This window comes from Streptosporangium sp. NPDC049248, assembly GCF_040678965.1.
Classification (GTDB): domain Bacteria; phylum Actinomycetota; class Actinomycetes; order Streptosporangiales; family Streptosporangiaceae; genus Streptosporangium; species Streptosporangium fukuiense.
On the sequence record NZ_JBFAQY010000017.1, the window covers coordinates 131,887 to 155,676 of the forward strand.

Here is a 23,790-nt window from a genome sequence, read left to right on the forward strand (position 1 = left end):
CGTCATCGGCTCGGCACGATCTCAGGAGCCCGTCGTGCTCGACGACGCCTCGCCCTCCGCCCCGCAGGCCGTCACGACGGCCCTCCCCGCCGCGTCCCACCGCCTTCAGCCGCTGCTGCACGATCTCGTCAGCACCGTGCTGGCACCGACCGTCGCGCTGAGCGGCGGCGACGGGCAGATCCGTCCTGCCGGTGTCCAGGGACTGTTCCACGCCGACTCCCGGGCCCTTTCACAGGCCACCCTGACGATCGGCGGCCGGGAGCCCGAGGCCGTCGGCCACGCGCCACGGGGGCCGGGCGGCAGCAGGTTCGTCGCGCTGGCCCGATGGCTGGGCGACCCCGTCCTCGATCCCACGGTAAGGATCGAGCGCGTCCGGCAGGTCAAGCCGGGAGGCATGGCGGAGCGCGTCGAGATCGTCTCCAGCGCCACCGTGCCCGTCGCCGCCACCGTGACCCTGGAACTGGGCTGCGACTTCGCCCCCATCGAGGTGGTGAAGTCCGGCGGTGACACCGTCGAGGCCGAGGCGGAGCGCACCGCCCCCGGAGAGATCTCGTGGAGTTCGGACGGCGTCCGGGTCACCGTGACGGGCGAGGGCGCGCGGGCCGAATCCGCCGGGCACGCGCGTACGGCCTTCCTGAGCTGGCCGGTCGAGCTGGCGCCCCGCGGCCGGGTCACGCTGTCCTGGAAGGTCGAGGTGCACGACCCGGGGGCCGTGGTGACCGCGCCCGCCCGCGCCGCCGAATGGGCCCCGGGAGCGGGTGAGCCCAGGATCGCCGCCGCCGACCATCGGCTGAGCAGGCTGTTCGAGCGCTCCCTTGACGACCTGCGCTCGCTCAGGCTGGCCGAGACCGCCGCCCCCGGCGACGCCTTCCTCGGCGCCGGAGTGCCCTGGTTTCTCACCCTCTTCGGACGTGACAGCATCTGGGCCGCCCGGATGCTGCTGCCACTCGGCACGGAGCTGGCCATGGGCACCCTCCGCGTGCTGGCCCGCAGGCAGGGAACCAGGATCGACGCCGGCTCGGGCGAGGCCCCCGGGAAGATCATGCACGAGCTGCGCCGGCACGAGTTCGCGGTCGAGGGCAGCGGCCTGCGCCTGCCCGCCGCCTACTACGGCACCATCGACGCCACGCCGCTCTGGATCGGCCTGCTGCACGACGCCTGGCGCTGGGGCGCGCCCACCGAGGAGGTCGCCGCGCTGCTGCCCTGCCTGCGGGCGGCTCTCGGCTGGCTCGGTGAGCACGCCGACCCCGACGGGGACGGTTTCGTGGAATATCTCGACACCGGCGGCCGGGGCCTGGCCAACCAGGGCTGGAAGGACTCCGGCGACGCGCTGCGCTTCCATGACGGCCGCCAGGCCCGGCCGCCGATCGCCCTGGTCGAGGTGCAGGGCTACGCCCACCAGGCGGCACGGCAGGGCGCCGACCTGCTGGAGGCGTTCGGCCGCCCGGGAGCCGCGCGCTGGCGCGAGTACGCCGCGGGGCTGGCCGAGCGTTTCCGCGTCCGCTTCTGGACGGACGGGCCGCTGGGCAGGTTCCCGGCACTGGCCCTGGACCGGGACAAGCGTCCCGTCGACGCGCTGACCAGTAACATCGGCCACCTGCTCGGCACCGGCCTGCTCACCGGGGCGGAGGAGGCGGCCGTCGCCGACCTGCTGGTCGCACCGGAGATGGCCGGTGGCTTCGGGCTCCGTACGATGTCCGCGGAGGCCGGTGGTTTCAACCCGCTCTCCTACCACTGCGGGTCGATCTGGGCGCACGACACGGCGATCGTGGTCGCCGGGCTGGCCCGCGCCGGGTTCGCCGGGCACGCGGCGACCCTCGCCGAGGGGCTGCTCGCGGCCGGAGAGACGTTCGGCTACCGGCTGCCGGAGCTGTTCGGCGGTGACGACCGGGCGGCGCTCGGGCGTCCGGTGGCCTATCCGGCGGCCTGCCGCCCGCAGGCGTGGTCGGCCGCCGCCGCGGTGACCCTCGTGCACGCGGCGCTCGGCCTCTATCCCGACGTGCCCGCCGGCCGGGTACTGTTGCGGCCGCTCGCGGGCGCTCCGCTGGGACCGGTCTCGGTACGAGGGCTACGGATCGCCGGAGCCGAGGTGGGCGCGGCCGTCGACCGGGAGGGGGAGGTCGTCGTGACCGGCCTGCCCGCGGGGATCTCCACCGAGCGGGCGGCCCGGGAGGTGAGCTGAGCCCGGCCGTCACCCCGGCGGGACGTCCCCCGGGGTGACGGGTTCCGTCAGCGGCGGCGGAGGACCGGGTCGGTCAGGGCGGGCGGCACGTAGCCGACGTCGTCGGGGCTGATGTTCGTCCCCGGCGGGACCAGCTCGTCGATCGCGTCGAGGATCTCCGGCGACAGCCGCACCTCGTCCGCGCCGAGCTGGCTGGTGAGCTGCTCGAGCGTACGCGGGCCGATGACCGCCGAGGTGACGGCCCGGTGGGAGAGCACGAAGCCCAGGGCCAGGTGGATCATCGAGATGCCCGCCTCGTCGGCCAGGACCGCCAGCTTCTCGGTGACGTCGAGCTTGCGGGCGCGGATCTCCTCGACCTTGAAGTCGAAGTGGTCGCCGTTGCTGAAGGCCCGGGAGCCGGCGGGCAGCGGCGCGTCCCGGCGGTACTTGCCGGTCAGCCAGCCGCCGTTCAGCGGGCTCCAGACCATGACCCCCAGGTTGTGACGCTCGGCCACCGGCAGGACCGCGGCCTCGGCGTGCCGGGCGAGGATCGAGTACGAGGGCTGCTCGGTCGAGAACCGCTCGCGCTGCCGGTGGTCGGCGACCCACTGGGCCTCGACGATCTCCTCGGCGGGGAAGGAGGAGGTGCCGATCGCCCGCACCTTGCCCTGGCGCACGAGATCGGACAGGGCGCCGAGGGTCTCGTCGATGTCGGTCTGCGGATCGGGCCGGTGGACCTGGTAGAGGTCGATCCAGTCGGTGTCCAGGCGGCGCAGGCTGTCCTCGACGGCCTGCATGATCCAGCGACGGGAGTTGCCGCGCCGGTTGGGCGAGTCGCCCATCTGGTTGTGGAACTTCGTCGCCAGCACGATCTCGTCCCTGCGGCCCTTGATGGCCTTGCCCAGGATCGTCTCGCTCTCGCCGAACGCGTACACGTCGGCGGTGTCGATGAAGTTGATGCCCGCGTCGAGCGCGGTGTCGACGATGCGCCCGCACTCGTCGTAGTCGGTGTTTCCCCAGGCCCCGAGCATCATCGTGCCGAGACAGAGCGGGCTTACCTGAATGCCGGTGCGGCCAAGCGTGCGATGGTTCACGGCCCGATCCTGCCAGCCCGGTCCCGGCCGCTTCATGCCGGGTGTCGCCTTTGGTGTGGTTTCGGAAGAAGGGTGCGGCGGAGGCGCGCGGGTCACCGTGCGCGGCCTCCACATGGGCGAGGTGTTCGCGGGGACGACCGGCGGGCGTACGGGTCCTGACCGGCTCCGCTGTCCGATATCGGACACCCGTTCCGTAGGTCTCTGTGTATTTGTACGTGGTCGGACACACTGGCTCTACCGATCATGTCGGGATCAGTCGTACGCGTGCGATGGGCACCCGAGGGTGGGAGCGTCGATGGGCGAGGTGCGAGGGCGTGTCCCGCTGGGCAACAGGCCGGTCTTCGACACCGCGGACCTCGACGAGGCCCGCGAACGGGTGGCCCGCGTGTTCTGCCCCCACCGGCTGGAACTGGCCGGGGACGTCTCGCGGCTGGCCGCGCGGCTCAACTCGGTACAGCTGGGCGCCGTACGGGTGAACTACCTGGACTACGGGGCGGACGTCCGCATCGAACCCGGGGAACTGGGCTCCTTCTTCCTGGTGCAGATCCCGCTGGCCGGGAGCAGCCTGATCCGGTGCGGCGGGCAGGAGATCGTGTCGACACCCCGCCTGGCCTCCCTGCCGTCGCCGTCGGAGCACCTCGACATGCGCTGGGCGGCGGGCTGTCCCCAACTGATCGTCAAGTTCGACCGGTCGGCGGTCGAGGGCGCCCTGGAGCGGATGCTCGGGGAGCCGCTCGACAGGCCGATCGTCTTCGGTCTGGGCATGGACATGACCACGGGCTGGGCACGGGCCTGGAAGGCGATGGCCGACCTGATCGTGGGCGAGGCCGAGCACGACGACGGGCTCGCCGCGCAGCCGCTGGCGGTCGCCCACCTGGAGAACGCCATGCTCTCCTCCCTGATCACCGGGCAGCCGTCCAACTACCTGGCGCGGCTGAGCGCGCCCCAGCCTCCCGCGCTGCCCAAGGTGGTGCGCCGGGCCATGGAGTACGTCGACGGCCACGCCCATCTGCCGTTGACCACCGACGAGATCGCGGGCGCGGTGGCGGTCAGCGGCCGCTCGCTCCAGGAGGGTTTCCGGCGTCATCTCGGCCTGACCCCGATGACCTATCTCAGAGACGTGCGCCTGGGCCGGGTCCACGACGACCTGGTGGCCGGCGATCCCGCCAGGTGCACGGTGACGGGCGTGGCGGCCCGGTGGGGTTTTCCGCATCAGGGGAGGTTCGCGGCGCTCTACCGCGCGCGCTACGGTCAGGCGCCGTCGCGGACGCTGCGCGACGGCTGACGGTCCGGACCCGACCGGCGCCGGGTGCCCCACCCTGCCGCCGCTGTCCCGCCGCCGTGTGGCGAGGCCCGGGGAGGATCCCGCGCCAGGCGGATGGAACCCGCGCTGAGCGGATGGCCCGGCCGGCTGCCCCGGCCGTACCTTTTCATCAGGCGCCGCTCAATCCTCCCCCTTCCTTGAAAAGGAGACATCGTCATGCGCAGAATCCTGGTCGTCGGTGCCGGTCAGGCGGGCCTGCACCTCGCCCTCGGCCTGCTGCGGAACGGCTACGACGTCACCGTCGTCTCCAACCGGACCCCCGACGACATTCGCGGTGGCCGGGTCATGTCGAGCCAGGCCATGTTCGGCACCGCCCTCGGCCACGAGCGTGACCTTGGCCTGGACCTGTGGGCGGACGACTGCCCGCCGATCGACGGGATCCAGTTCGCGGTGGCCGGTCCCGACGGCGAACCGGCCATCCACTGGGCCGCCCGGCTCGACACGCCCGCCCGCTCGGTCGACCAGCGGTTGAAGATGCCCGGGTGGATGGCCGAGGTGGAACGGCTCGGCGGAAAGATCGTCATACACGACGCCACCGTGGACGACCTGGAGGACTACGCCGCCCGGTACGACCTGGTCCTGGTCGCCGCGGGCAAGGGGGCGATCTCCTCGCTCTTCGAGCGGGACGAGTCGCGCTCGTCGTACCGCGCCCCGCAGCGGGCCCTGGCCCTCACCTACGTCAACGGTCTCGTACCGCGACCGGGGCATTCCGCGGTGTGTTTCAACGTGATTCCCGGGATCGGCGAGTACTTCGTGTTCCCCGCGCTCACCGTCACCGGCCCCTGCGAGATCATGGTGTTCGAGGGCGTCCCCGGCGGGCCGATGGACTGCTGGGCGGACGTTCGCACCCCCGCCGAGCACCTGGCCAGGAGCCGGTGGGTGCTGGAGACCTTCCTGCCGTGGGAGGCGGACCGCTGCGGCGATGTCGAGCTCACCGACGAGGGGGGCGTCCTGTCGGGCGGCTTCACCCCGACCGTGCGCAGGCCGGTCGCGATGTTGCCGTCGGGCGCCCCGGTGATGGGCGTGGCGGATGTGGTCGTGCTCAACGACCCGATCACCGGGCAGGGGGCCAACAACGCCGCCAAGTGCGCGGCCTCCTATCTGTCCGACATCCTGGAGCGTGGTGAGCGGCCGTTCGACGCGGCGTGGATGGAGCGGGCCTTCGAGCGCTACTGGCAGGAGGCCCGGCACGTCACCGCGTGGACGAACGCGCTTCTCGCGCCCCCGCCGCCGCACGTGCTGGAGGTTCTGGGCGCCGCGGGCGGGCTGCCCGAGGTGGCCTCCCGCTTCGTGAACGGCTTCGACGACCCGTCGGACTACGCGAGCTGGTTCATGGACCCGGCCGGGGCGGCCGAGTATCTGGCGCGGTTCGGGAAGTGAGAAGGGGCCATGAGATCTCTGCGCGACGCCCTCGGGCAGTTCGCCACCGGGGTGGCGGTGGTCACCGCCGTCACCCGGCGGGGTGACCGGCTGGGCGTGACCGTCAACTCCTTCACGTCTGTCTCGCTCGACCCGCCGCTGGTCCTGTGGTGCCTGTCCCGGCGGGCTCCCAGCGCGCCGGCGTTCGCCGAGGCGGGACGGTTCGCGGTCAACGTCCTGGCCGCCGGACAGGAGTACCTGTCCCGGCGGTTCGCCACGCCGCTGCCGGACAAGTTCGCCGGGGTGGAGATCCACCCGGCGACCGGTGAGGTTCCGCTGCTCGCCGGAACCCTGGCCCACTTCGCCTGCCGTACGGTGAGCACCTACGACGGGGGTGACCATCTCATCTTCGTCGGAGAGGTGGAGCACTTTCGGCGGGCGGAGGGCGAGCCGCTGCTCTTCCACTCGGGGGGCTACCGCGCGTTCTCCTCGCCGGACCGGGAGATGGCGTTCGGCGGCGTGGATTGACGCGGTGGTGTCCCTTCCGTCCCGGTCGAAGGCGGCTGAATGAGGATTCATCGTTCGAATCGGTGCCTCGCGGCCCTTGGCCGGCAAGCCGTTAGGCTGTGCCCATGACACCCAGTGCTGAGCGGGGGGCGGTGTTGCGCGCGGACGCCGCACGCAACCGCGCACGGGTGTTGCAGGTCGCCCGCGAGCAGTTGGCCATGGGCGACGACTCGCTCATGCTGAACACCATCGCCCGGCTCGCGGGAGTGGGCGTCGGGACCGTGTACCGGCATTTCCCCAACCGGCACGCGTTGCTGGAGGCGCTGCTGGCGGAACGCTTCCAGCGGCTCGTCGACGAGGCGCAGGCCGCGGCGGCCGAGGAGGACGCCCTTTCGGGTCTGCATCGTCTTCTGCGTTTCATTCTCGGACGCATACTGGACGACGCCGGGTTCGCGGCGGTGCTCGAATCCGCCGGCGACGCCGATGCGCGGACCTCGGCGATGAAGGGCGAGCTGGACCGTGCCGTCGCGGAACTGCTCGATCGTGCCCGCCGCGCGGGCGCCGTCCGGCGGGGCATCGAGGCGGACGACGTCCGCCGTTTGCTCTGCGGCATCGAGCACGCGGTCCGCTCCGGTGGCAATGACGCCGAGCGTGCCGAGATCTACCTCGACGTCCTCCTTGAGGGCCTGCGCCCCCCGCGCTGACGACGGTCTGGAACCCGCGGCTTGGCAGTTCGTCGCAGCATGCCCATCTCGATTAACCGGATAGCTATCCATTTATGTTACGGTGTGAGCCTTGAAACGGATAGCTATCCGGTAGCGTTCGACCAGCGGAGGGCGGGACCATGGGCAAACGAGCCGTGGTGACGGCGGGGACCGGAGGAATCGGCCTGGAGACCGCGATGGGGCTGGCGGCGACAGGTCACGCGGTGACCGTGATCGGCCGGAACGCCGAACGGGGTGCTCGCGCGGTCGAGAGAATCGACGCGGTGGCGACAGGGCAGGGAGCGAGGTTCGTCGCCGCCGACCTCGCGTCGCTCGACTCCGTCCGAGGGCTGGCCGCCCGGCTCGCGGGAGAGGGCCCGCTGAACGTCCTGGTCAACAATGTCGGGGCGATGTTCGCGGATCGGCAGCAGACGGTGGACGGGATCGAGGCGTCGTTCGCCGTCAACCACCTTTCCCCGTACCTGCTGACCGAACTGTTGCTGGAGTCGCTCCGGGCCGGAGGGCCGAGCCGGATCGTGAATGTCACCTCGGGCGCGGTCCGGGTGGCCAAACGCTCCTTCGACGCCGTCGAGCCCCCGGGCGGCTACTACGGCTTTCACTGGTACGGCCGAGCCAAGCTCGCCAACCTCGCCTACACGCTGGAGTTGGCGGAGCGGCTGCGAGGCACGGGCATCTCGGTCTTCGCGGCCGATCCCGGCGGCGCGGCCACCACGATGACCGACGGCACCATGCGGTTGCCGAAGATCGTCTCGCCGGGGCTGCGGCTGCTCTGGCCGCTGGTCCGGCTTGTCTTCGAACGTGCCACGTCCGGCTCCGCGTCACTGGCCGCACGGTCGTCGGTCCTCGCGGCGGCCGACGCCTCACTGGACGGGCGGACCGGCCTGGTCATCGGACCCAAGGCTCGTCCCGTCGCGCCCTTCCGCCCCGTCGCCGACTCCCGAATGGCGGAGGCCGTCCTCCGGCTCAGCCGGCGACTGGCCCCGCTCACCTCGGCCTGATCTTCGCGCGAGAGCGTCGACGACGGATGAGAACCGGTTCCGTCCCGCCTTCGCGCAGGTCCACGTCGATCTCCACGATGCCGGGACCACCGCGTCAGTCGTACGACGACCACCGGCGGTGCCGCTACGAGATCCCGGGCGGCTGCCGCGGTATCGGAGGACCGGGCGTTGCCGTGCCCTTCGTGGGGAGAACGGCTCCCGGGTGGCGCCGAAAACGGCGGGTATATGGTGGAAAACGGACAGAGAGCCATTGTCTCCGGCCCGGATTCGGCCGTCACAGCCCCCTCGTAGCCTCCTCGCGGACGACGACCGGCTGCTCCACCGGGCATCACGCGGAAGGGCGCCACGAGGAAACACGGAGGACGTCATGCCGAGCAACAGAGCCGTCTCCTACCAGGGGGCGGGCAAGGTGGAAGTCCGGAACATCGACTATCCCGAGTTCGAGCTCAAGGACGGCCCGGGGGTCAACCCCGCCAACGTGGGCCGCAAGGTGCCGCACGGGGCGATCGTCAAGGCCGTCGCGACGAACATCTGCGGCAGCGACCAGCACATGGTCCGTGGCCGTACCACCGCGCCCATCGGCCTCGTGCTCGGCCACGAGATCACCGGAGAGGTCGTCGAGGTGGGTCCGGACGCGGAGTTCACGAAGGTGGGCGACCTCGTCTCGGTGCCCTTCAACATCTCCTGCGGCCGCTGCCGCAACTGCAAGGAGGGCAAGACCGGGATCTGCGAGAACGTCAACCCCGACCGGCCGGGCTCGGCGTACGGCTATGTCGACATGGGCGGCTGGGTCGGCGGGCAGGCCCAGTACGTCCTGGTGCCCTATGCCGACTGGAACCTGCTCAAGTTCCCGGACAGGGACCGGGCGATGGAGAAGATCCTCGACCTGGCCATGCTCGCCGACATCTTCCCGACCGGCTTCCACGGCTGTGTCACCGCCGGGGTGAAGCCGGGATCGACCGTCTACATCGCGGGCGCGGGTCCGGTCGGGCTCGCCGCGGCGGTCTCGGCGTTCCTCCTCGGGGCCGCCGCGGTGATCGTCGGCGACCTGAACAAGGATCGCCTGGAACAGGCCCGCAGCTTCGGCTGCGAGACCGTCGACGTGTCACGGGGCGAGCCCAAGGACCAGATCGAGCAGATCCTCGGCGTGCCGGAGGTCGACTGCGGCGTCGACGCGGTCGGCTTCGAGGCGCGCGGCCACGGCGCGGACGCGGGGCGGGAACGCCCGGCCACCGTGCTCAACTCGCTCATGGACGTCACCCGGGCGGGCGGCGCGCTCGGCATCCCCGGCCTGTACGTGACCGGTGACCCGGGTGCCTCCGACGAGGCGGCGAAGCAGGGGTCGCTCTCCATCGGGCTCGGCCTCGGCTGGGCCAAGTCACTCTCCTTCACCACGGGCCAGTGCCCCGTCATGCGCTACAACTACTACCTGATGCAGGCGATCCTGCACGACAGGGTGCAGATCGCGAAGGCGGTCAACGCGGTGCCGATCCCGCTGGAGCGGGCACCCCAGGGGTACGAGGACTTCGACCAGGGCGCCGCCTCCAAGTTCGTGCTCGACCCCAACGGCGTGCTCGGCACGACGGGCTAGCGGTTCGTCGCCGCCGCCGGATCCCGCGTCCGGGCGGGGTGAGGCGGCAGATCACCGGCCGATGGTCACTTGGGGCGGGCCCCGGATTCAAAGGGCCTCGACGAACAGTTCGGCCTCGCGCTCGCCCATGCCGGTCTCGCCGCGTACCAGATAGACCGCCTGCTCGGCGCGGCCGGCGGCCTTGAGCTCGCGCACTCGGGTGGCCAGGTCGGGGCCCGCGACGCCGGTGTGCGGCAGAGCGGTGGGCTGGGCGGCCTTGAACCGGGTCATGGCGGGGTGGCTCCACAGGTCGTGTCCCATGGCCACGCCGTCGATGGCGACCTTGGCGTCCCGCAGGCTGAGCCCGGTGTGGCGGCGCAGCTCCTTGATCGCCTCGATCTTGCGTCCCGCGCGGACCAGGCCGGTGACGAGCTCATGCAGCCCCTGCGAGGTGGGCATGGGCGTCGGCATGGGCATCTGGTTGCCCTTCCTGGCGGCCATGACGATCCCGATGACGATCATCAGGACCACCGCGAACAGGATGGCGACGACCAGCAGCTCCGCGGGTCCGATGTTCGGCATGTGCGGCATCGTATGACGGATCCGCGCGAGCGGTACAGGTGCGAGGGGCGGAGGCGGGTCACTCGCGGGTGATTCCGCCTCCTCCTCGCTTCCTGTGAGCTTCCTATGGGCCTCGCCGGACCGTCAGAGGTCCAGGACCAGGCGGGGTGACGACGAGCGGCCGACGCAGATCATCATTGTCCGGCCGGCCTCCCGCTCCTCGGCGGTCAGCAGCGAGTCGCGGTGCTCGGGCGTTCCCGCGAGCACCCGGGTCTCGCAGGCCCCGCAGTATCCCTTCTCGCAGTCGTAGGAGAGACCGGGGGCGACCTCGCGGATCGCCTCGATGAGGCGCCGGTCGGGCTCGACCCGCACGGTCCGCCCCGTCCTGGCGAGGTGGACGTCGAAGGCGGTGTTGGCCGCCGGATCGAAGAGCACCTCCGGGGCGTCCCCGGCGGTGAAGCGCTCGACATGCAGCTGGTCGCCGATGCCCAGGCGCGCGCAGGCCCGCTCAACGGCCTCGATCATCCCGGACGGGCCGCAGCAGTAGATCGCGGTGGCGGGCCCCGCCGAGCCCAGGATCGTGTCCAGATCGGGAAGGCCGAACTCGTCCTGTGGCACCAGCTCCGCGCGCTCACCCGCGCACTCCACCAGCTCGTCGCCGAAGGCCATGGACGCGCGGGATCTCCCGCCGTAGACGGCGCGCAGGGGGCTGCCCCGGCGGGCGGCGGCGCGGGCCATGGCCAGGATCGGGGTGATGCCGATACCCCCGGCGATGAACAGGTAGTCCTCGGCGGCCACCAGCGGGAAGTGGTTGCGCGGTCCCCGTACGCCGACGGTGACACCCTCACGGGCGATCTCGTGCACCTCGGCCGAGCCGCCGCGGCCGTTCTCCTCGCGCAGCACCGCCACCCGGTAGCTGTCCAGCCGTTCGGGGTCGCCGCACAGGGAGTACTGCCGGACGCGGCCCGACGGCAGGCGGAACTCCAGGTGCGCGCCGGGCTCCCAGGCGGGCAGTTCGCCGCCGCCCGCCCTGGCCAGGGTCAGCGCCAGCACACCGTCGGCGACCGGCTCGGCCCGGGTGACGACCGCCTCGAAGGAGGCGGCCTTGGTGAAAGAGGAGGTGAAGGCCGGCTGGGTGCCGGGCGCGGAACCGGCACCCAGCCGGGGTCCCGGTGGGAAGATCGCGGGGATCGCGTCCCAGCCGGACTGGTTCCCCCGCGTGGGGTAGGCGACGAGCCCGTCTTCGAGCACCTGGAATTCGGGCAGCCTGGTCAGCACCTGGGTGATCATCTCGCGGAACATGGCGCGGGCCAGGTGGGCGCCGGCGCAGCGGTGCGTGCCGATGCCGAAGCTGAGGTGCCTGGTGGCGTCCCGGTCCAGGCGCACCTCGGCGGGGTCGGGGAAGACGGCCGGGTCGTGGTTGGCGGCGACCCACGGGATCAGCACGCGCTCGCCGGCCCGCACCGGGCACCCGCCGATCTCGGTGTCGGCGAGTACGGTGCGCGCCATGGACTGCGAGGGGGCGAACGCCCGGAGGAACTCCTCGGTGGCCGTGTCGAGCAGGTCGGGCGACTCGATCAGGCGGCGCCGCTGTTCGGGGTGGCGGCTCAGATGCACGAGGACGCTGCCGGTCAGCGAGGTGGTGGTGTCGACACCGCCCGCGATGAGCAGCCCGATCACCGAGACCAGTTCGTCCTCGTCGTACGGGAGTCCGTCGGGACGGCGCTGCGAGGCCAGGACGCTGGTGGCGTCCGAGGTGGGTTCGGCCCGGCGTAGCCGGACGATCTCGCGGATCCGCCGTTCCATGTAGGCGAGGCCCTCGGCGCCCCTGCGGGCCCTGTCGCTGTCGGCGGGCGCGGCGAAGATGTCGTGGATCGGCCCGGCCAGCAGGGCCCAGTCCTCTTCGGGGAAACCCAGCCAGTCCAGGGTGACCGCGGCGGGCAGCGGGTTGGTCAGATCACGGACGAAGTCGGCCGAGCCGTGCTCGATGAACGCGTCGACGACGCGCGTGGCGTGCCTGGCGATCATCGGCCGTAGCCGGTCGACGGCCTCCGGGGTGAGCAGGGGGTTGATCAGGTCGCGGTACTCGGTGGCCTGTGGAGGGTCCAACTCGATCGGGTACTGCTCCAGGCCCGGCCCGCTGGGGATGACGATCGCGACCCGGTCCTCGCCCGAGGAGGCCCTGGAGGAGGAGAAGGTGTCGTCGTCGCGGGCGATCCTGGTCACGTCCGCGTAGCGGGTCGTGTAGACGAAGCCGCCGTGGGCCGCGGTCCGGCCGACCGGGCACCGCTCGCGAAAGGAGTCGTAGTAGGCGACCGGGTCCGCGGTGCACGCCGCGGAGTGGTGGTCGAAGTCAATCTGCTGGGTCATGGCGCACAGGCCCCATATCCATACGAACGATGCGCGGTGTTGCCCAGCCGCGCCACTGGGTGTCTGGGTGCCGGAAGTCTACTCATGCGCGGATCACGAGACAATGTCTCGCATATCGCAGCGATGTCACGCGGTCTCCGGCGAGGACCGGGAGCTCAGAAGGTCAGGACGGCCTTCGCGGTCTTACCGGCGCGCAGGTCGGCGATCGCCTCGTTGATCCGCTCGAAGGGGTAGGACGTCATCATCCTGTCCACCGGGAACCGTCCCGCGGCGTACAGATCCAGCAGCCTGGGCAGGAACACCTGGGGGAGACTGCTGCCCCCGATGATCCCGGTGACGGTGCGTCCGTTGAGGATGCTGCGCCAGTCGAAGCTCATCTCCTGGCTGGGGCCGACGCCGATCACGCCGCACCGGCCGAGCGGGCCGAGCGCCTCGACGGCGGTGCGCAGCACGTCCTGGCGGCCGGTGGTGTCGATGACGAAGTCGAAGCCGTGCGGTGCGATCTCGCGCAGCGCCTCGGCGGAGTCCGAGACGGAGGAGTCGACCGTGTGCGTCGCGCCGTAGGAGCGGGCGGCCTCCAGCTTGGCGGCGTTGACGTCGACCGCCGCGACGACCGAGCAGCCGCTGATCGCCGCCGCGATGATCGCCGCGACCCCCACCGCGCCGGCCCCGAAGACGGCGATCGAGGAGCCGGGGGACGGGCGCAGCACGTTGAACACCCCGCCCGCGCCGGTCTGCAGACCGCAGCCGAACGGGCCGACATGGGTCAGGTCGATGTTCTTGTCGATGGGGACGACGGCGCGCTCGGTCGCCACGACGTGCGTGGCGAAGGACGACTGCCCGAGGAAGTGGCCGTTGACCGGCGCGCCGTCCAGGGAGAGCGCCGAGGAGCCGTCGGGCCGCCTGCCGCCGAAGTTGAGGGCGTCGAAGCTCCGGCAGTAGGCGGGGGAGCCGGTCAGGCAGAGGGGGCAGGTCCCGCAGGAGGTGAAGCTCATCGCCACGTGGTCGCCGGGGGCCACCGAGGTCACCCGCGAGCCGACCCGCTCCACGACCCCGGCACCCTCGTGGCCGAGCACCGCGGGGGTGGGGAAGAAGGTGGCGAACTCCAGGTCGGTGCCGCAGATGCCGGTGCTGCTCACCCGGACCAGCACCTCGTCGGGGCGGGGTTCTTCGAGTTCTGTCTCCCGGAGGGCGAAGGACCCTCCGGAGGTTTCCAGAACGGCGGCGGTGATACGCACGGATCCTCCACAGCTATTTTCATAAAACGAGATGGCATCTTGACATGCAGAACAAGGGGGGTCAAGGATTCCGACATGGCCGAACTTCTGATCCCTTCCGCCCAGCAACTGATCGACGGAGAGTGGGCAGCCGCTCGTGACGCCGGTGAGCTCCGTGTCACCGACCCCGCCACCGGCCAGACCATCCAGACGGTGGCCTGCGCGGGCCGAGCGGACGTGGACGACGCCGTGCGGGCCGCCAGGCGGGCCTTTCCCGGCTGGGCCGCGACCTCGGCCTCCGAGCGCGGCAGGCTGCTGCGCCGCTGGTCGGAGTTGATCGGTGAGCATGTCGAGGACCTCGCCCGCTTCGAGGCCCGGGACGTGGGCAAGCCGTTGTCGGGTGGCCGGATGAACATCTTCATCACCCAGGGCATCATCGAGTACTTCGCGGGCGCCGCCGACAAGCTGACCGGCGTGACCCTTCCCACCCGCACCCCCGACTACCTTGGCTACACCCTGCAGGAGCCGTACGGCGTCTGCGCGGTCATCCTCCCTTGGAACGTTCCCGCAGTGCTCACCGCGGCCAACGTGGCCCCCGCGCTGGCCGCGGGCAACACGGTGGTGCTCAAGCCCTCGGAGGTGGCGCCGCTGGCGCCGTTCGCGCTGGCGGAGCTGGCGCGGCGGGCCGGTTTCCCGCCGGGCGTGCTCAACGTGCTCGCCGGAGTCGGCGCCGACGCCGGTGCCGCGCTCACCTCACACCCCGGTGTGAACCACATCAGTTTCGTCGGCTCCACGACCACCGGCCGCGCGATCATGCGGGCCGCGGCGGACAACCTGGTGCCGGTCAAGCTGGAGTTGGGCGGCAAGTCGCCCAACGTGCTCTTCGCCGACGCCGATCTCGACGTCGCGATCCCGGCGATCGTGGGCTCCATCACCGAGAACGCCGGGCAGAACTGTTACGCGGGATCGAGGCTGCTCGTCGAGGCGTCCATCAGGGACGAGGTCGTGGAGCGGGTGGCGGAGTCGATGCGCGCCGTGCGGGTCGGCCCGTGGGACGCCGACCTCGACATGGGGCCGCTGGTCAACGAGGCGCAGTACCACCGGGTGCTCGGCTTCCTGGAGGGCGCTCCGGCCGAGGGCGCCCGCCTGGTCACCGGGGGCGGTCCCGCGCAGCGGGCGGACGGCGGCTGGTTCGTCCAGCCGTCGCTCTTCGACGGCGTGGACCCGCGCTCCCGGCTGTCCAGGGAGGAGGTGTTCGGCCCGGTGCTCGCCGTGCAGGAGTTCTCCGGCGCCCGGCAGGCGGTGGAGATGATGAACGACACCGACTTCGGCCTGCTGGCGTGCATCTGGACCAGTGACGTCTCCCGGGCGCTGCGCCTGGCCCAGGAGGTGCGCTCGGGGCAGGTCTCGGTCAACCAGTTCGCCGACGCCGGGGTCATCGGCTTCCCCTTCAACATGCAGAAGGACAGTGGCTTCAGCCGCGGCGGCGGGTACGCCGCCATGCGGGAGTACACGCAGGAGAAGGCTGTCGCGGTACGCCTGCTCGACCGGTCATCCGTGGAATGAACGTGGCAGTGACGGGGCGGCTGTTAAATGGCAGCGTTCCAACCTGCGCATATTCACGCCACGCGACCCGCATGTAACAAGCATGTGACGCGCGGGGCAGTTGGCTTCAGAGGCATTGACACGCCTATCGGAGCGGCGGCAGAGTACGACGCATTGCGGGCGATGAATCACAATGCGAGACGCCATCGTGAATAACGATCGCTTGGAGGGTTAGAGTTGCGAGCACTGGTCCAGACGGCCTTCGGAGGCCCGGAGGCGGTGAGCGTGCAACGGGTCGCCGACCCCGAGCCCGGCCCGTATGACGTGGTCGTCCAGGTCGGCGCCTGCGCCCTCAACCGGCTCGACCTGCTCCAGCGGCGCGGCCCCGGAGTGCTCCCCGGCTTCAGCCTGCCGCACATCGCCGGCATGGACATCGCCGGCCGCGTGGTGGCGACCGGATCGGCGGTCACCGGCCTGACGGCCGGAGACCGGGTCGTGGTCGATCCTACGGTGGGCTGCGGATCGTGCCCGCACTGCCTGGCCGGTGAGCGCGGCCACTGCGCCCGGCTGCGGGTCATCGGCGGGAACATGCCGGGCGGCTACGCCGAGTTCGTGGCGGTCCCCGCCGACCTGGCGCACCCGGTGCCGGACCACGTCGACCTCGACGAGGCCGCGGCGCTGCCCACCCCGTGGAGCACCGCCTGGAACGCCACCTACGCCGTCGGGAAGGTGACCGCCGGCGACTGCGTGGTGATCCAGGGCGCGGCCGGCTCCGTCAGCATCGCCGCCGTCCAGCTGGCCAAGCGGGCCGGCGCCCAGGTGGTGGCCGTGGCCGGCAGCGACGAGAAGCTCGCCGTCGCGGCCGGGCTCGGTGCCGACCTGCTGCTGCGCAACGACGCCCCGATAACCGACGCGGTCCGCGACTACACGGGCGGCAGGGGCGCCGACGTCGTCCTCGACCACGTGGGCGCCGCCACCTGGCGGCACTCCCTGAGCTGCCTGCGGATCGGCGGCAGGCTGGTGACCTTCGGCAACACCAGCGGTGACCAGGTCTCCCTCTCCCTCGCCGAGATCTACCACCGGGGGCTCCGCCTGCTGGGCGCCGGCGCCTACGCCCCGGCCGACTTCACCGCCATGCTCGACGCCTACTTCGCGGGAGGCATGCGCACCCTCCGCGCCGCCGAGTGCGGCCTGGAGGACCTGCACGAGAGCTTCGGGCTGGAGCGCTCGCGCGATCTGGTCGGCAGGGTGCTGGTGCGGCCATGACGGGGGAGCGGGCGGAGCGGCCGGAGCAGGCAGGGCATGACGCCGCCCTGCTGATCGTCGGCGGGGACGTGGTGACGATGTCGCCGCGCCGCGAGGTGGTCACCGGTGCCACCGTCGCCGTCGCCGGCGGGCGCATCGCCGCGATCGGTCCCGCCGCCACCCTGCGGAAGGACTTCCCCGGCGCCGCCGAACTCGACGCGGGCGGCTGCGTCGTCATCCCGGGCCTGATCAACGCCCACCAGCACACCACCGCCGACCCGCTGGTGCGCAGCATGATCCCGGACGACATCGACTCCCAGGAGGCGATCTTCGACTGGATCGTCCCGCTGCACGGCAAGGTCACCGGTGACGACGACGAGCTGTCCGCCACCCTGACCGCCGCCGAATCGCTCCTGCGCGGGGTCACCACCATCCTGGAGCCGGGCACCGTGGCCCACCCGCTGCGGGTGGCGGCGGGGCTCCGGGCGGCCGGTATCCGCGGCCGGGTCGGCCGGTGGGGCTGGGACACGCCCGGCGCCCTCCACGCGCTGCCCGCGGCCGAGACCCTGGCCCTGCAGGAGGAGACGGTACGCGCGCTGCCGCCGGGCGGGACCGTCACCGGCTGGGTCACCCTGGTGGGGCACGACCTGGCGAGCGACGAGTTGTTCACCGGGGCCGCCGAGCTGGCCGAGCGGCTGGAGGTCGGCCTCACCTGGCACATCTCACCGGGCGAGGCGGACGTCCACGCCTACGCGCGGCGCGCGGGCAGACGGCCGGTGCTCCACTTCGAGCAGCTGGGCGTGCTGGGCCCGAGGCTGGTGCTCGGCCATGCCGTCTGGCTCGACGACGCGGAGCTGGACGCCCTCGTCGGGACGCGGACCGCGGTGGCGTCCTGCCCCGGGGCGTACCTGCGCCTCGGCCAGGGCTACAGCCGCGCCGGTCGGCACGCCGAGCTCGTACGCCGAGGCGGCAGGGTCGCCCTGGGGTGTGACTCCCACAACGCGGGCGACGTGCCCGACCTGCTGCGGGCCGCGTGGCTGCTGGCCGCGCTGGAGCGCGACCGCGACGTGCGGCCCGTCCTCCGCGCCGACCAGGTGTTCGCGCTGGCCACGATCGACGGCGCCGCCGCGGTGGGCCTGGGCGACCTCGTCGGCTCGATCGAGGTCGGCAAGGCCGCGGACCTCGTGGTCCTGGACACCGGGGACCCTGTCTGGGCACCGCGCGGTGATCTCGCGACCCACCTCGTCTGGGGCGCCCCGAGTCACACGGTCAGGGATGTCCTCGTCGACGGTCAGGTGGTCGTGCGCGACCGCCGGATCACCACCGTCGATCTCGAAGCCCTGTCGGAGGAGGCGCGGGCACGGTCCGCCGCGCTGCTCCGCAGGACCGGCATCGACGTTCCCCACCGCTGGCAGGCCCTGTCGGCGGAAGAGTACATCCAAGGAGTACGCGGATGAGGATCATCGATCTCGCAGACAGGACACCGGCGCAGAAGCAGGGACTGCTCTCCCAGCTCGTCGTGCCGCGCCCGATCGCGATGATCACCACGCTGGACGCCAAGGGCGGTGTGAACGTCGCCCCGTTCAGCTACTACATGCCGGTCTCCGGGGAACCGCCGCTGGTCGCGGTCACGGTGGGCTCGGTCAGGGAGGCGACGGACGAGCCCAAGGACAGCTGGGTGAACCTGAACGCCTCGGGCGAGTTCGTGATCAACGTGACCACGACCGCCCTGGCCGACCATATCGAGACGGTGGCCAGGGAGTATCCGGCCGGCGTGGACGAGGCCGGTCTCGTCGGCTGGCGGACCGTGCCGTCGCAGGTCGTCCGGCCCCCGTCGCTGGCCGACAGCCCGGCGCACCTGGAATGCCGGGTACGCGAGGTCATCGACCGGGGGGATTCGTCCTCCTGCTTCTCGGGCGTGCACATCGTGCTGGCCGAGGTGGTCTGCATAACGGCGGACGAGTCGATCATGGCGTCTCCCACCAGGATCGATCCGACCAGGGTGCACGCGGTCGGCAGGATGGGCTTTCCCTGGTTCGTCGCGGCGTCGCCGGAGTCCATTTTCAGCCAGGACCGTATCGCCTACGCCGACCTGCCGGGTGGCGAGGAGGTGCTCGCCTGACCTGCCACGCGGGCAGGGGAGGGGCTCCGCTAAAGCCCGCACCCCCGCCGGCGACCAAGATTCATCCCCCACTCGCGCACCGTGGGCGGTGCGAGAGCATTCAGATCGAGAGGATCGTCATGGCCGCATACTATCGAAGGGGCCGGGCCACGGCCGCACTGACCGCCTGCCTGAGCGCGCTGGCGCTCGCCGGGTGCGCGAGTAACGACGCCACCGCGCCCCAGGCTTCGGCCCCCGCCCCGGCCGACGCGAGCGCGAAGACCGAAGGCGGCGTGCTGCCGGGCCAGCCGGACATCAACGGCGACGGCAAGGTCGTCATCGGGGTGCTGAGCCCGGGTGACATCAACGACAAGGGCTACTACCAGAGCTTCGTCGACACGGCGGAGGCGTTCGCCAAGGAGAAGGGCTGGACGATCATCAAGCGCGGCAGCGTCAACACCAGTGACGCGCTCAACGCCGCGCGGGCGCTCTGCCAGCAGAAGGTCGACATGGTGGCCCTCGGCGCCTCGGAGCTTCGGGACGCGATCCCGGCCTCGGAGGAGCCGGTGTGCGCCAAGACCGCCTGGTACGTGCCGTCCGCCGACAACATCCTGCAGACCCCGAAGATCATGCTCTCCACCGACCGGGCCGACCAGAGCATGCTGGCCGCGGGTTACGCGGCGGGTCTGATCATGAAGGACAACGGCGACACCAAGGCAGGGTTCGTGACCGGCCCAGAGGCCGACTTCACCGTCACCGCGTCCGCCGCGTTCAAGGCCGGCATCCGGCTGGTGGTTCCCGAGGCCACGCTGACGACCACCTACAGCGGAGACCTCAACGACTCGGCCAAGGCCAAGGAGGCCACCCAGGCGCAGATCAGCCAGGGTATCAAGGTCATCTACCCCTATCTGGGCGGCGCCACCGACGCGTCGGCGGAGCTGGCCAACGCCAACGGGGTCCTCACCCTCACCCCCGGTACCGACCGGTGCGACTCCACCAAGCCCAAGTTCGACATCTCGGTGCTCTTCAGCCCCGGAGACTACTTCAAGGCCGCGCTGGAGGAACTCGCCGCCGCGAAGCTGCAGATGGGCGTGGAGAAGGTCTGGACGCTCGGCGTCGACCCGTTCCCGACCGTCAGGATCTGTAACGGGACCCCCGAGCAGAACGAGAAGCTGAAGGCATTCATCGCCGACGTCGGTAGCAAGAAGATCGACACCACGGAGACGGTGAAGAGGCTCGGTTCCTGATATGACAGAGGACGAACGGGCGAGGGAGCTCACCCCGCCATCGGCGCCCGCGTTGCGGCTGCGGGGAATCAGCAAGAGCTACGGTCCGGTCGTCGCCTGCGACGCCGTGGATCTCGCCGTGCACCAGGGCGAGATCCACGGTCTGCTCGGTGAGAACGGGGCCGGAAAGTCGACGCTCATGAAGATCCTGCTGGGCCTCGTCCAGCGGGACGCCGGAACCATCCTGCACCATGACGGGCCGGTCGACATCGGCAGCCCGCAGGAGGCCGTGGCTCTCGGCATCGGCATGGTGCACCAGCACTTCAGCCTGATCAATCCGCTGACGGTCTGGGAGAACGTCATCCTGGGGGACACCGGGAAGATCGACAAGGCCGCCGCCTGCGACCAGGTGCGGGACGTCTCCCAACGCTACGGCCTGCCGATCGACCCGCTGGCCAGAGTCGAACGGCTCTCCGCGGGCGAGCGGCAGCGGGTCGAGCTGATCAAATGCCTGCGCCGGGACCCGTCGGTGCTCATCCTCGACGAACCGACGTCCGTGCTGACCCAGGCGGAGTCGGCCGAGCTGTTCGGCGTGCTGCGCCACGTGGTCCGCTCGGAGAACCGCGCGGTCATCCTGATCAGCCACAAACTGGCGGAGATCACCGCTGCCACCGACCGGGTGACCGTACTGCGCAAGGGAAAGGTCGTCTTCCAGAGCGCGACCGCGGAGACGGGGCCGCAGGAACTGGCCCGCCAGATGGTGGGCAGGGAGGTCTCCCTGGGCAGCGAGGCCGCGGCGCTCGGCCTGCTGCCGGTCGAGACCCCGCAGGCGGATGAGTCCGGGACGGGGAAGGCGGAGGACCCGGAGGCCTCGGTGGCCGCACTGCGGCTGCGCGGCCTGACCGTCACCATCGACGGGGTGCGCGTGCTGTCCGACTTCGACCTGGACATCGCCCCCGGCGAGATCGTCGGCCTGTACGGGGTCGAGGGCAACGGCCAGTCGAACCTGGGCGACGTGCTGTCCGGGCTCGTCGTACCGGACTCCGGGTCTGTCGAGATCTCCGGCAGGCAGGTGGACCTGAACCGCCCGGGGGCGCTGCACGCGGCCGGACTCGGCATCGTGCCGGAGGACCGGCACGCATCCGGGGTGGTGCTGGACATGAGCGTCGCCGAGAACCTGGTCATGAAGTCGCTGAACACCGTGAGCGGCCGCGCGTTCGTCAGCCGCAGGAAGACGCAGGAGCTGGCCCGCCGCCTGGCGGCCGAGTTCAACATCGTCACCCCGTCGATGGACACCCCGGTGCGCAGCCTGTCGGGCGGCAACCAGCAGCGGGTCGTGCTCGCCCGCGAGCTCTCGGCGGGACCGCTCGTGCTGGTCGCCGCGCAGCCCACGCACGGGCTGGACGTGGGTGCCATCGAGGACATGTACCGGCGATTGCGCGACGTCGCGTCAGGAGGAGTGGCCGTGCTGCTGATATCCACCGAACTGGAGGAGGTCATGGCGCTCTCCTCCAGGATCGCGGTGATCTCCTCCGGGAAGATCACCGGTGTGCTCTCCACCGGGGAGGCCACCGCCGAGCGGCTCGGGATGCTGGTGGGCGGGGTGGCCGCGTGAACGAAGTCCGCGAGGACCTCCGCCGGGACTCCCCCCAGAAGCCGGGGCGAAAGCCCCATCCGGTCCCCGGCACGGACGACACCTCCGGGCGTCGCCTGCTGGCCTTCCTCACCCCGAGTGCGGGTGGCTGGCAGATCGGCCTGGCGACCGCCGTGGGCGTACTCGTGGCGCTCTCCCTGTCGTCACTGTTGATCGCCGTCACCGGGGGATCTCCCCTGGCGTCGGTGCAGGCCCTTTTCGAGGGCAGCATGGCCAACTGGACGGCCTGGACCTCCACGCTGCTGTACGCGGCACCGCTGTTGCTGGTCGCCGTGGGCGCCTGTGTCAGCGCCCGGTCGGGCACGTTCAACATCGGCCAGGAGGGCCAGGTGCTGATCGGCGCCCTCTTCGGGGCCTGGGTCGGCCTGCGCCTGGCGGTCCCGGGCCCGGTGCTGCTGGTGATCGTCCTGCTGGCCGCCTCGCTGGCGGGCGGTGCCTGGGCGGCCCTCAGCGCGCTGATGTACCGGATCCGCGGCGTCAACATCGTGGTCAGCACGCTCCTGATGATCTTCATCGCCCAGCAGGTCGTCGCGTTCGCGGTGAACACGCCGTGGCTGCTGCAGGAGTCGCGGGTCGGGGATGCCATCGTCTCACCGCAGTCCAATCCGCTGCCGGCCGGCGCGCTGCTCGGCTCGGCCGGTGAGTACCCCAACCTTCAGGTCAACGGGGGCCTGCTGCTGGCGCTGGTCGGCGCCGTGGTGGTCGCGGTGGCGTTGGCCCGCACCCGGTGGGGGTTCCGGCTCACCATGCTCGGCCTCAACCCGCTCGCCGCCAAGCACGCGGGGGTGCGCGTCAACGCGCTGGGCGGTATGGCGCTGGCCATCTCCGGTGCCTTCGCCGGCCTGGCCGGGGCAGTGCTGCTGACCAGCCCGGTGGGAGTCAACCGGCTTCAGCCGGGCATCGCGATGAACATCGGCTGGGACGGCATGCTGGTGGCCCTGGTCGCGCGTAACCGGCCGCTGCTGACCGTGCCCGTCGCCCTGCTCTTCGGCGTGCTGCGCTCCGGCGGCGGCTTCCTCGCCGCGACCGGTGTGCCCCCGTTCCTCGTGGACGTGGTCAAGGCCCTGCTGGTGCTGGCCTTCGTCGCCCCGCCCGTCATCGTCGCCATGATCCGGCGGCGCAGGGCCGGCGTCCGTACCGCGCGCGCCGAGCCCCGGCCCGCGCCCGTCGCAGAGGGGGCCGCGCTGTGATCGGCGTAGACGACATCTCCACCATCCTGTCCAGCGGGATCAGGCTCACCGTTCCACTGGCCTTCGCGGCGTGCGGGGAGTACCTCGCCGAGCGGGCCGGCGCCATGAACATCTCCGTCGAGGCGATGATGCTGGGCGCCGCGTTCGGCTCGGTCGCCACGGCCAGCGCCACCGGCAGTGCCACCACCGGGCTGGTCGCGGGTGTGCTGATCGGACTCGTGATCGGGTTCGTGCACGGCAACCTCTCGCACCGGCTGGAGATCAACACCTTTGTGGTCGGCCTGGTGCTCAACGCCCTCGTGCTCGGGCTGACCAGTTACCTGATCACGATCAGTTCGTTCGAGTCGCACCAGGTGTCGCAGGTCAGCATTCCCTGGCTGCGCGACATCCCGCTGATCGGCCACCCGCTGTTCGTCGAGCGCTGGCCGGTCTACCTGCTGATCGTCCTCGTCCCGCTGACCTGGTGGCTGGTGGAGCGCAGCAGGTGGGGCCTGGAGCTGCGAGCGGTCGGTGAGCAGCCCCAGGCGGCCGACGTCACCGGTATCCGGGTCAACCTGCGCCGCCGCCAGGCGCTGCTGTGGTGCGGCGCGCTGGCCGGGCTTGGGGGCGCGTACCTGGCGGTCGGCGAGGTCGGCTCGTTCAACCAGAACATGACCGCCGGGCGCGGGTACATCGTCATCGCGGCGGTGATCTTCGGTGCCTGGCGGCTGCGGCGGACCCTGATCGGCTGCGCGCTCTTCGGCCTGGCCGACGCCATGCGCCTGGCGCTGCCCGCGCTGGGCCTGACGATGAACTCGCAGCTGCTCGTGGTGGCGCCGTACCTGCTCGCGCTGCTGGCGATGCTGCTGTTCGCGAACCAGAACCGTGAACCCAGGGCGCTCGGCCAACCCTTCGAACGGGGGTCCACCTGACGAGTGGGCCGAGCCTCGATGACCATCCGCAG

Annotated in this window: 19 protein-coding genes; 15 read left to right on the forward strand and 4 right to left on the reverse strand. The window is 71.4% G+C overall.

Going from position 1 to position 23,790, the window contains the following annotated elements:
• The first annotated feature begins 34 nt into the window (after window positions 1–34).
• Window positions 35–2,182, forward strand: a complete 2,148-nt coding sequence (locus AB0K21_RS27750) for a glycogen debranching N-terminal domain-containing protein (protein WP_364154503.1) — start codon at window positions 35–37, stop codon at window positions 2,180–2,182.
• Between the two features lie 47 nt (window positions 2,183–2,229).
• On the opposite strand, the gene AB0K21_RS27755 is transcribed toward AB0K21_RS27750, so the two are convergent.
• On the reverse strand, window positions 2,230–3,255 hold the full coding sequence (locus tag AB0K21_RS27755; RefSeq protein ID WP_364154506.1) for an aldo/keto reductase: 1,026 nt from the start codon (window positions 3,253–3,255) through the stop codon (window positions 2,230–2,232).
• 295 nt (window positions 3,256–3,550) lie between these two features.
• Between AB0K21_RS27755 and AB0K21_RS27760 the strand changes: the two genes are divergently transcribed.
• The 6 genes from AB0K21_RS27760 to fdhA all read left to right on the forward strand — a co-directional run bounded on the left by AB0K21_RS27760 (window position 3,551) and on the right by fdhA (window position 9,759).
• Window positions 3,551–4,540, forward strand: coding sequence for an AraC family transcriptional regulator (locus AB0K21_RS27760; protein ID WP_343960906.1), 990 nt, complete (start codon window positions 3,551–3,553; stop codon window positions 4,538–4,540).
• A gap of 195 nt (window positions 4,541–4,735) precedes the next feature.
• Complete coding sequence (locus AB0K21_RS27765) at window positions 4,736–5,959, forward strand: styrene monooxygenase/indole monooxygenase family protein (RefSeq protein ID WP_343960908.1); 1,224 nt, start codon at window positions 4,736–4,738, stop codon at window positions 5,957–5,959.
• 9 nt (window positions 5,960–5,968) lie between these two features.
• Entirely contained in the window at window positions 5,969–6,466 is a 498-nt protein-coding gene (locus tag AB0K21_RS27770; protein WP_343960910.1) for a flavin reductase family protein, read from the forward strand.
• A gap of 104 nt (window positions 6,467–6,570) precedes the next feature.
• Entirely contained in the window at window positions 6,571–7,149 is a 579-nt protein-coding gene (locus AB0K21_RS27775; protein WP_364154511.1) for a helix-turn-helix domain-containing protein, read from the forward strand.
• Between the two features lie 140 nt (window positions 7,150–7,289).
• On the forward strand, window positions 7,290–8,168 hold the full coding sequence (locus AB0K21_RS27780) for an SDR family NAD(P)-dependent oxidoreductase (RefSeq protein WP_343960914.1): 879 nt from the start codon (window positions 7,290–7,292) through the stop codon (window positions 8,166–8,168).
• Between the two features lie 367 nt (window positions 8,169–8,535).
• Window positions 8,536–9,759, forward strand: a complete 1,224-nt coding sequence (gene fdhA, locus AB0K21_RS27785) for a formaldehyde dehydrogenase, glutathione-independent (protein ID WP_343960916.1) — start codon at window positions 8,536–8,538, stop codon at window positions 9,757–9,759.
• An 87-nt stretch (window positions 9,760–9,846) separates the two neighbouring features.
• Here the strand turns inward: fdhA and AB0K21_RS27790 are convergent, their stop codons facing one another.
• The 3 genes from AB0K21_RS27790 to AB0K21_RS27800 all read right to left on the reverse strand — a co-directional run bounded on the left by AB0K21_RS27790 (window position 9,847) and on the right by AB0K21_RS27800 (window position 13,907).
• Window positions 9,847–10,320 carry a hypothetical protein gene (locus AB0K21_RS27790; protein WP_364154516.1) on the reverse strand — a complete coding sequence of 158 codons (474 nt, stop codon included), beginning with the start codon at window positions 10,318–10,320 and terminating at the stop codon, window positions 9,847–9,849.
• A gap of 123 nt (window positions 10,321–10,443) precedes the next feature.
• A complete protein-coding gene (locus AB0K21_RS27795; RefSeq protein ID WP_343960920.1) occupies window positions 10,444–12,669 on the reverse strand; it encodes a cytochrome P450 in 2,226 nt (741 codons plus the stop codon).
• A gap of 155 nt (window positions 12,670–12,824) precedes the next feature.
• The gene (locus tag AB0K21_RS27800; RefSeq protein WP_364154521.1) at window positions 12,825–13,907 is read right to left on the reverse strand and encodes an NAD(P)-dependent alcohol dehydrogenase; all 1,083 of its coding nucleotides are present in this window, start codon (window positions 13,905–13,907) and stop codon (window positions 12,825–12,827) included.
• A gap of 75 nt (window positions 13,908–13,982) precedes the next feature.
• On the opposite strand from AB0K21_RS27800, the gene AB0K21_RS27805 reads away from it, so the two are divergent.
• From AB0K21_RS27805 to AB0K21_RS27840, 8 genes are all read left to right on the forward strand, one after another.
• A complete protein-coding gene (locus AB0K21_RS27805) occupies window positions 13,983–15,452 on the forward strand; it encodes an aldehyde dehydrogenase family protein (protein WP_343960924.1) in 1,470 nt (489 codons plus the stop codon).
• Window positions 15,453–15,668: 216 nt separating this feature from the next.
• The gene (locus tag AB0K21_RS27810; RefSeq protein ID WP_343960926.1) at window positions 15,669–16,697 is read left to right on the forward strand and encodes a zinc-binding dehydrogenase; all 1,029 of its coding nucleotides are present in this window, start codon (window positions 15,669–15,671) and stop codon (window positions 16,695–16,697) included.
• The gene (locus tag AB0K21_RS27815; protein WP_343960928.1) at window positions 16,694–18,133 is read left to right on the forward strand and encodes an amidohydrolase family protein; all 1,440 of its coding nucleotides are present in this window, start codon (window positions 16,694–16,696) and stop codon (window positions 18,131–18,133) included. Before AB0K21_RS27810 ends, AB0K21_RS27815 begins: the two co-directional genes overlap by 4 nt.
• Window positions 18,130–18,798 (forward strand): flavin reductase family protein, encoded by a 669-nt coding sequence (locus tag AB0K21_RS27820; protein WP_343960930.1) that lies wholly within the window; start codon window positions 18,130–18,132, stop codon window positions 18,796–18,798. The genes AB0K21_RS27815 and AB0K21_RS27820 overlap by 4 nt, the downstream gene beginning before the upstream one ends.
• Before the next feature lie 119 nt (window positions 18,799–18,917).
• Window positions 18,918–20,024 (forward strand): BMP family ABC transporter substrate-binding protein, encoded by a 1,107-nt coding sequence (locus AB0K21_RS27825; RefSeq protein ID WP_343960933.1) that lies wholly within the window; start codon window positions 18,918–18,920, stop codon window positions 20,022–20,024.
• 1 nt (window position 20,025) lies between these two features.
• A complete protein-coding gene (locus AB0K21_RS27830; protein WP_343960935.1) occupies window positions 20,026–21,618 on the forward strand; it encodes an ABC transporter ATP-binding protein in 1,593 nt (530 codons plus the stop codon).
• Entirely contained in the window at window positions 21,615–22,847 is a 1,233-nt protein-coding gene (locus AB0K21_RS27835) for an ABC transporter permease (RefSeq protein WP_343960937.1), read from the forward strand. Before AB0K21_RS27830 ends, AB0K21_RS27835 begins: the two co-directional genes overlap by 4 nt.
• Entirely contained in the window at window positions 22,844–23,758 is a 915-nt protein-coding gene (locus AB0K21_RS27840; protein WP_343960939.1) for an ABC transporter permease, read from the forward strand. The genes AB0K21_RS27835 and AB0K21_RS27840 overlap by 4 nt, the downstream gene beginning before the upstream one ends.
• Window positions 23,759–23,790 lie beyond the last annotated feature (32 nt).

Excerpts from the sequence above, each read along its gene's own strand:
- AB0K21_RS27760 (WP_343960906.1), top strand. The coding sequence starts at position 3,551 with ATGGGCGAGGTGCGAGGGCGTGTCCCGCTGGGCAACAGGCCGGTCTTC.
- AB0K21_RS27765 (WP_343960908.1), top strand. The coding sequence starts at position 4,736 with ATGCGCAGAATCCTGGTCGTCGGTGCCGGTCAGGCGGGCCTGCACCTC.
- AB0K21_RS27770 (WP_343960910.1), top strand. The coding sequence starts at position 5,969 with ATGAGATCTCTGCGCGACGCCCTCGGGCAGTTCGCCACCGGGGTGGCG.
- AB0K21_RS27775 (WP_364154511.1), top strand. The coding sequence starts at position 6,571 with ATGACACCCAGTGCTGAGCGGGGGGCGGTGTTGCGCGCGGACGCCGCA.
- AB0K21_RS27780 (WP_343960914.1), top strand. The coding sequence starts at position 7,290 with ATGGGCAAACGAGCCGTGGTGACGGCGGGGACCGGAGGAATCGGCCTG.
- fdhA (WP_343960916.1), top strand. The coding sequence starts at position 8,536 with ATGCCGAGCAACAGAGCCGTCTCCTACCAGGGGGCGGGCAAGGTGGAA.
- AB0K21_RS27790 (WP_364154516.1), bottom strand. The coding sequence starts at position 10,320 with ATGCCGAACATCGGACCCGCGGAGCTGCTGGTCGTCGCCATCCTGTTC.
- AB0K21_RS27795 (WP_343960920.1), bottom strand. The coding sequence starts at position 12,669 with ATGACCCAGCAGATTGACTTCGACCACCACTCCGCGGCGTGCACCGCG.
- AB0K21_RS27805 (WP_343960924.1), top strand. The coding sequence starts at position 13,983 with ATGGCCGAACTTCTGATCCCTTCCGCCCAGCAACTGATCGACGGAGAG.
- AB0K21_RS27815 (WP_343960928.1), top strand. The coding sequence starts at position 16,694 with ATGACGGGGGAGCGGGCGGAGCGGCCGGAGCAGGCAGGGCATGACGCC.
- AB0K21_RS27820 (WP_343960930.1), top strand. The coding sequence starts at position 18,130 with ATGAGGATCATCGATCTCGCAGACAGGACACCGGCGCAGAAGCAGGGA.
- AB0K21_RS27825 (WP_343960933.1), top strand. The coding sequence starts at position 18,918 with ATGGCCGCATACTATCGAAGGGGCCGGGCCACGGCCGCACTGACCGCC.
- AB0K21_RS27830 (WP_343960935.1), top strand. The coding sequence starts at position 20,026 with ATGACAGAGGACGAACGGGCGAGGGAGCTCACCCCGCCATCGGCGCCC.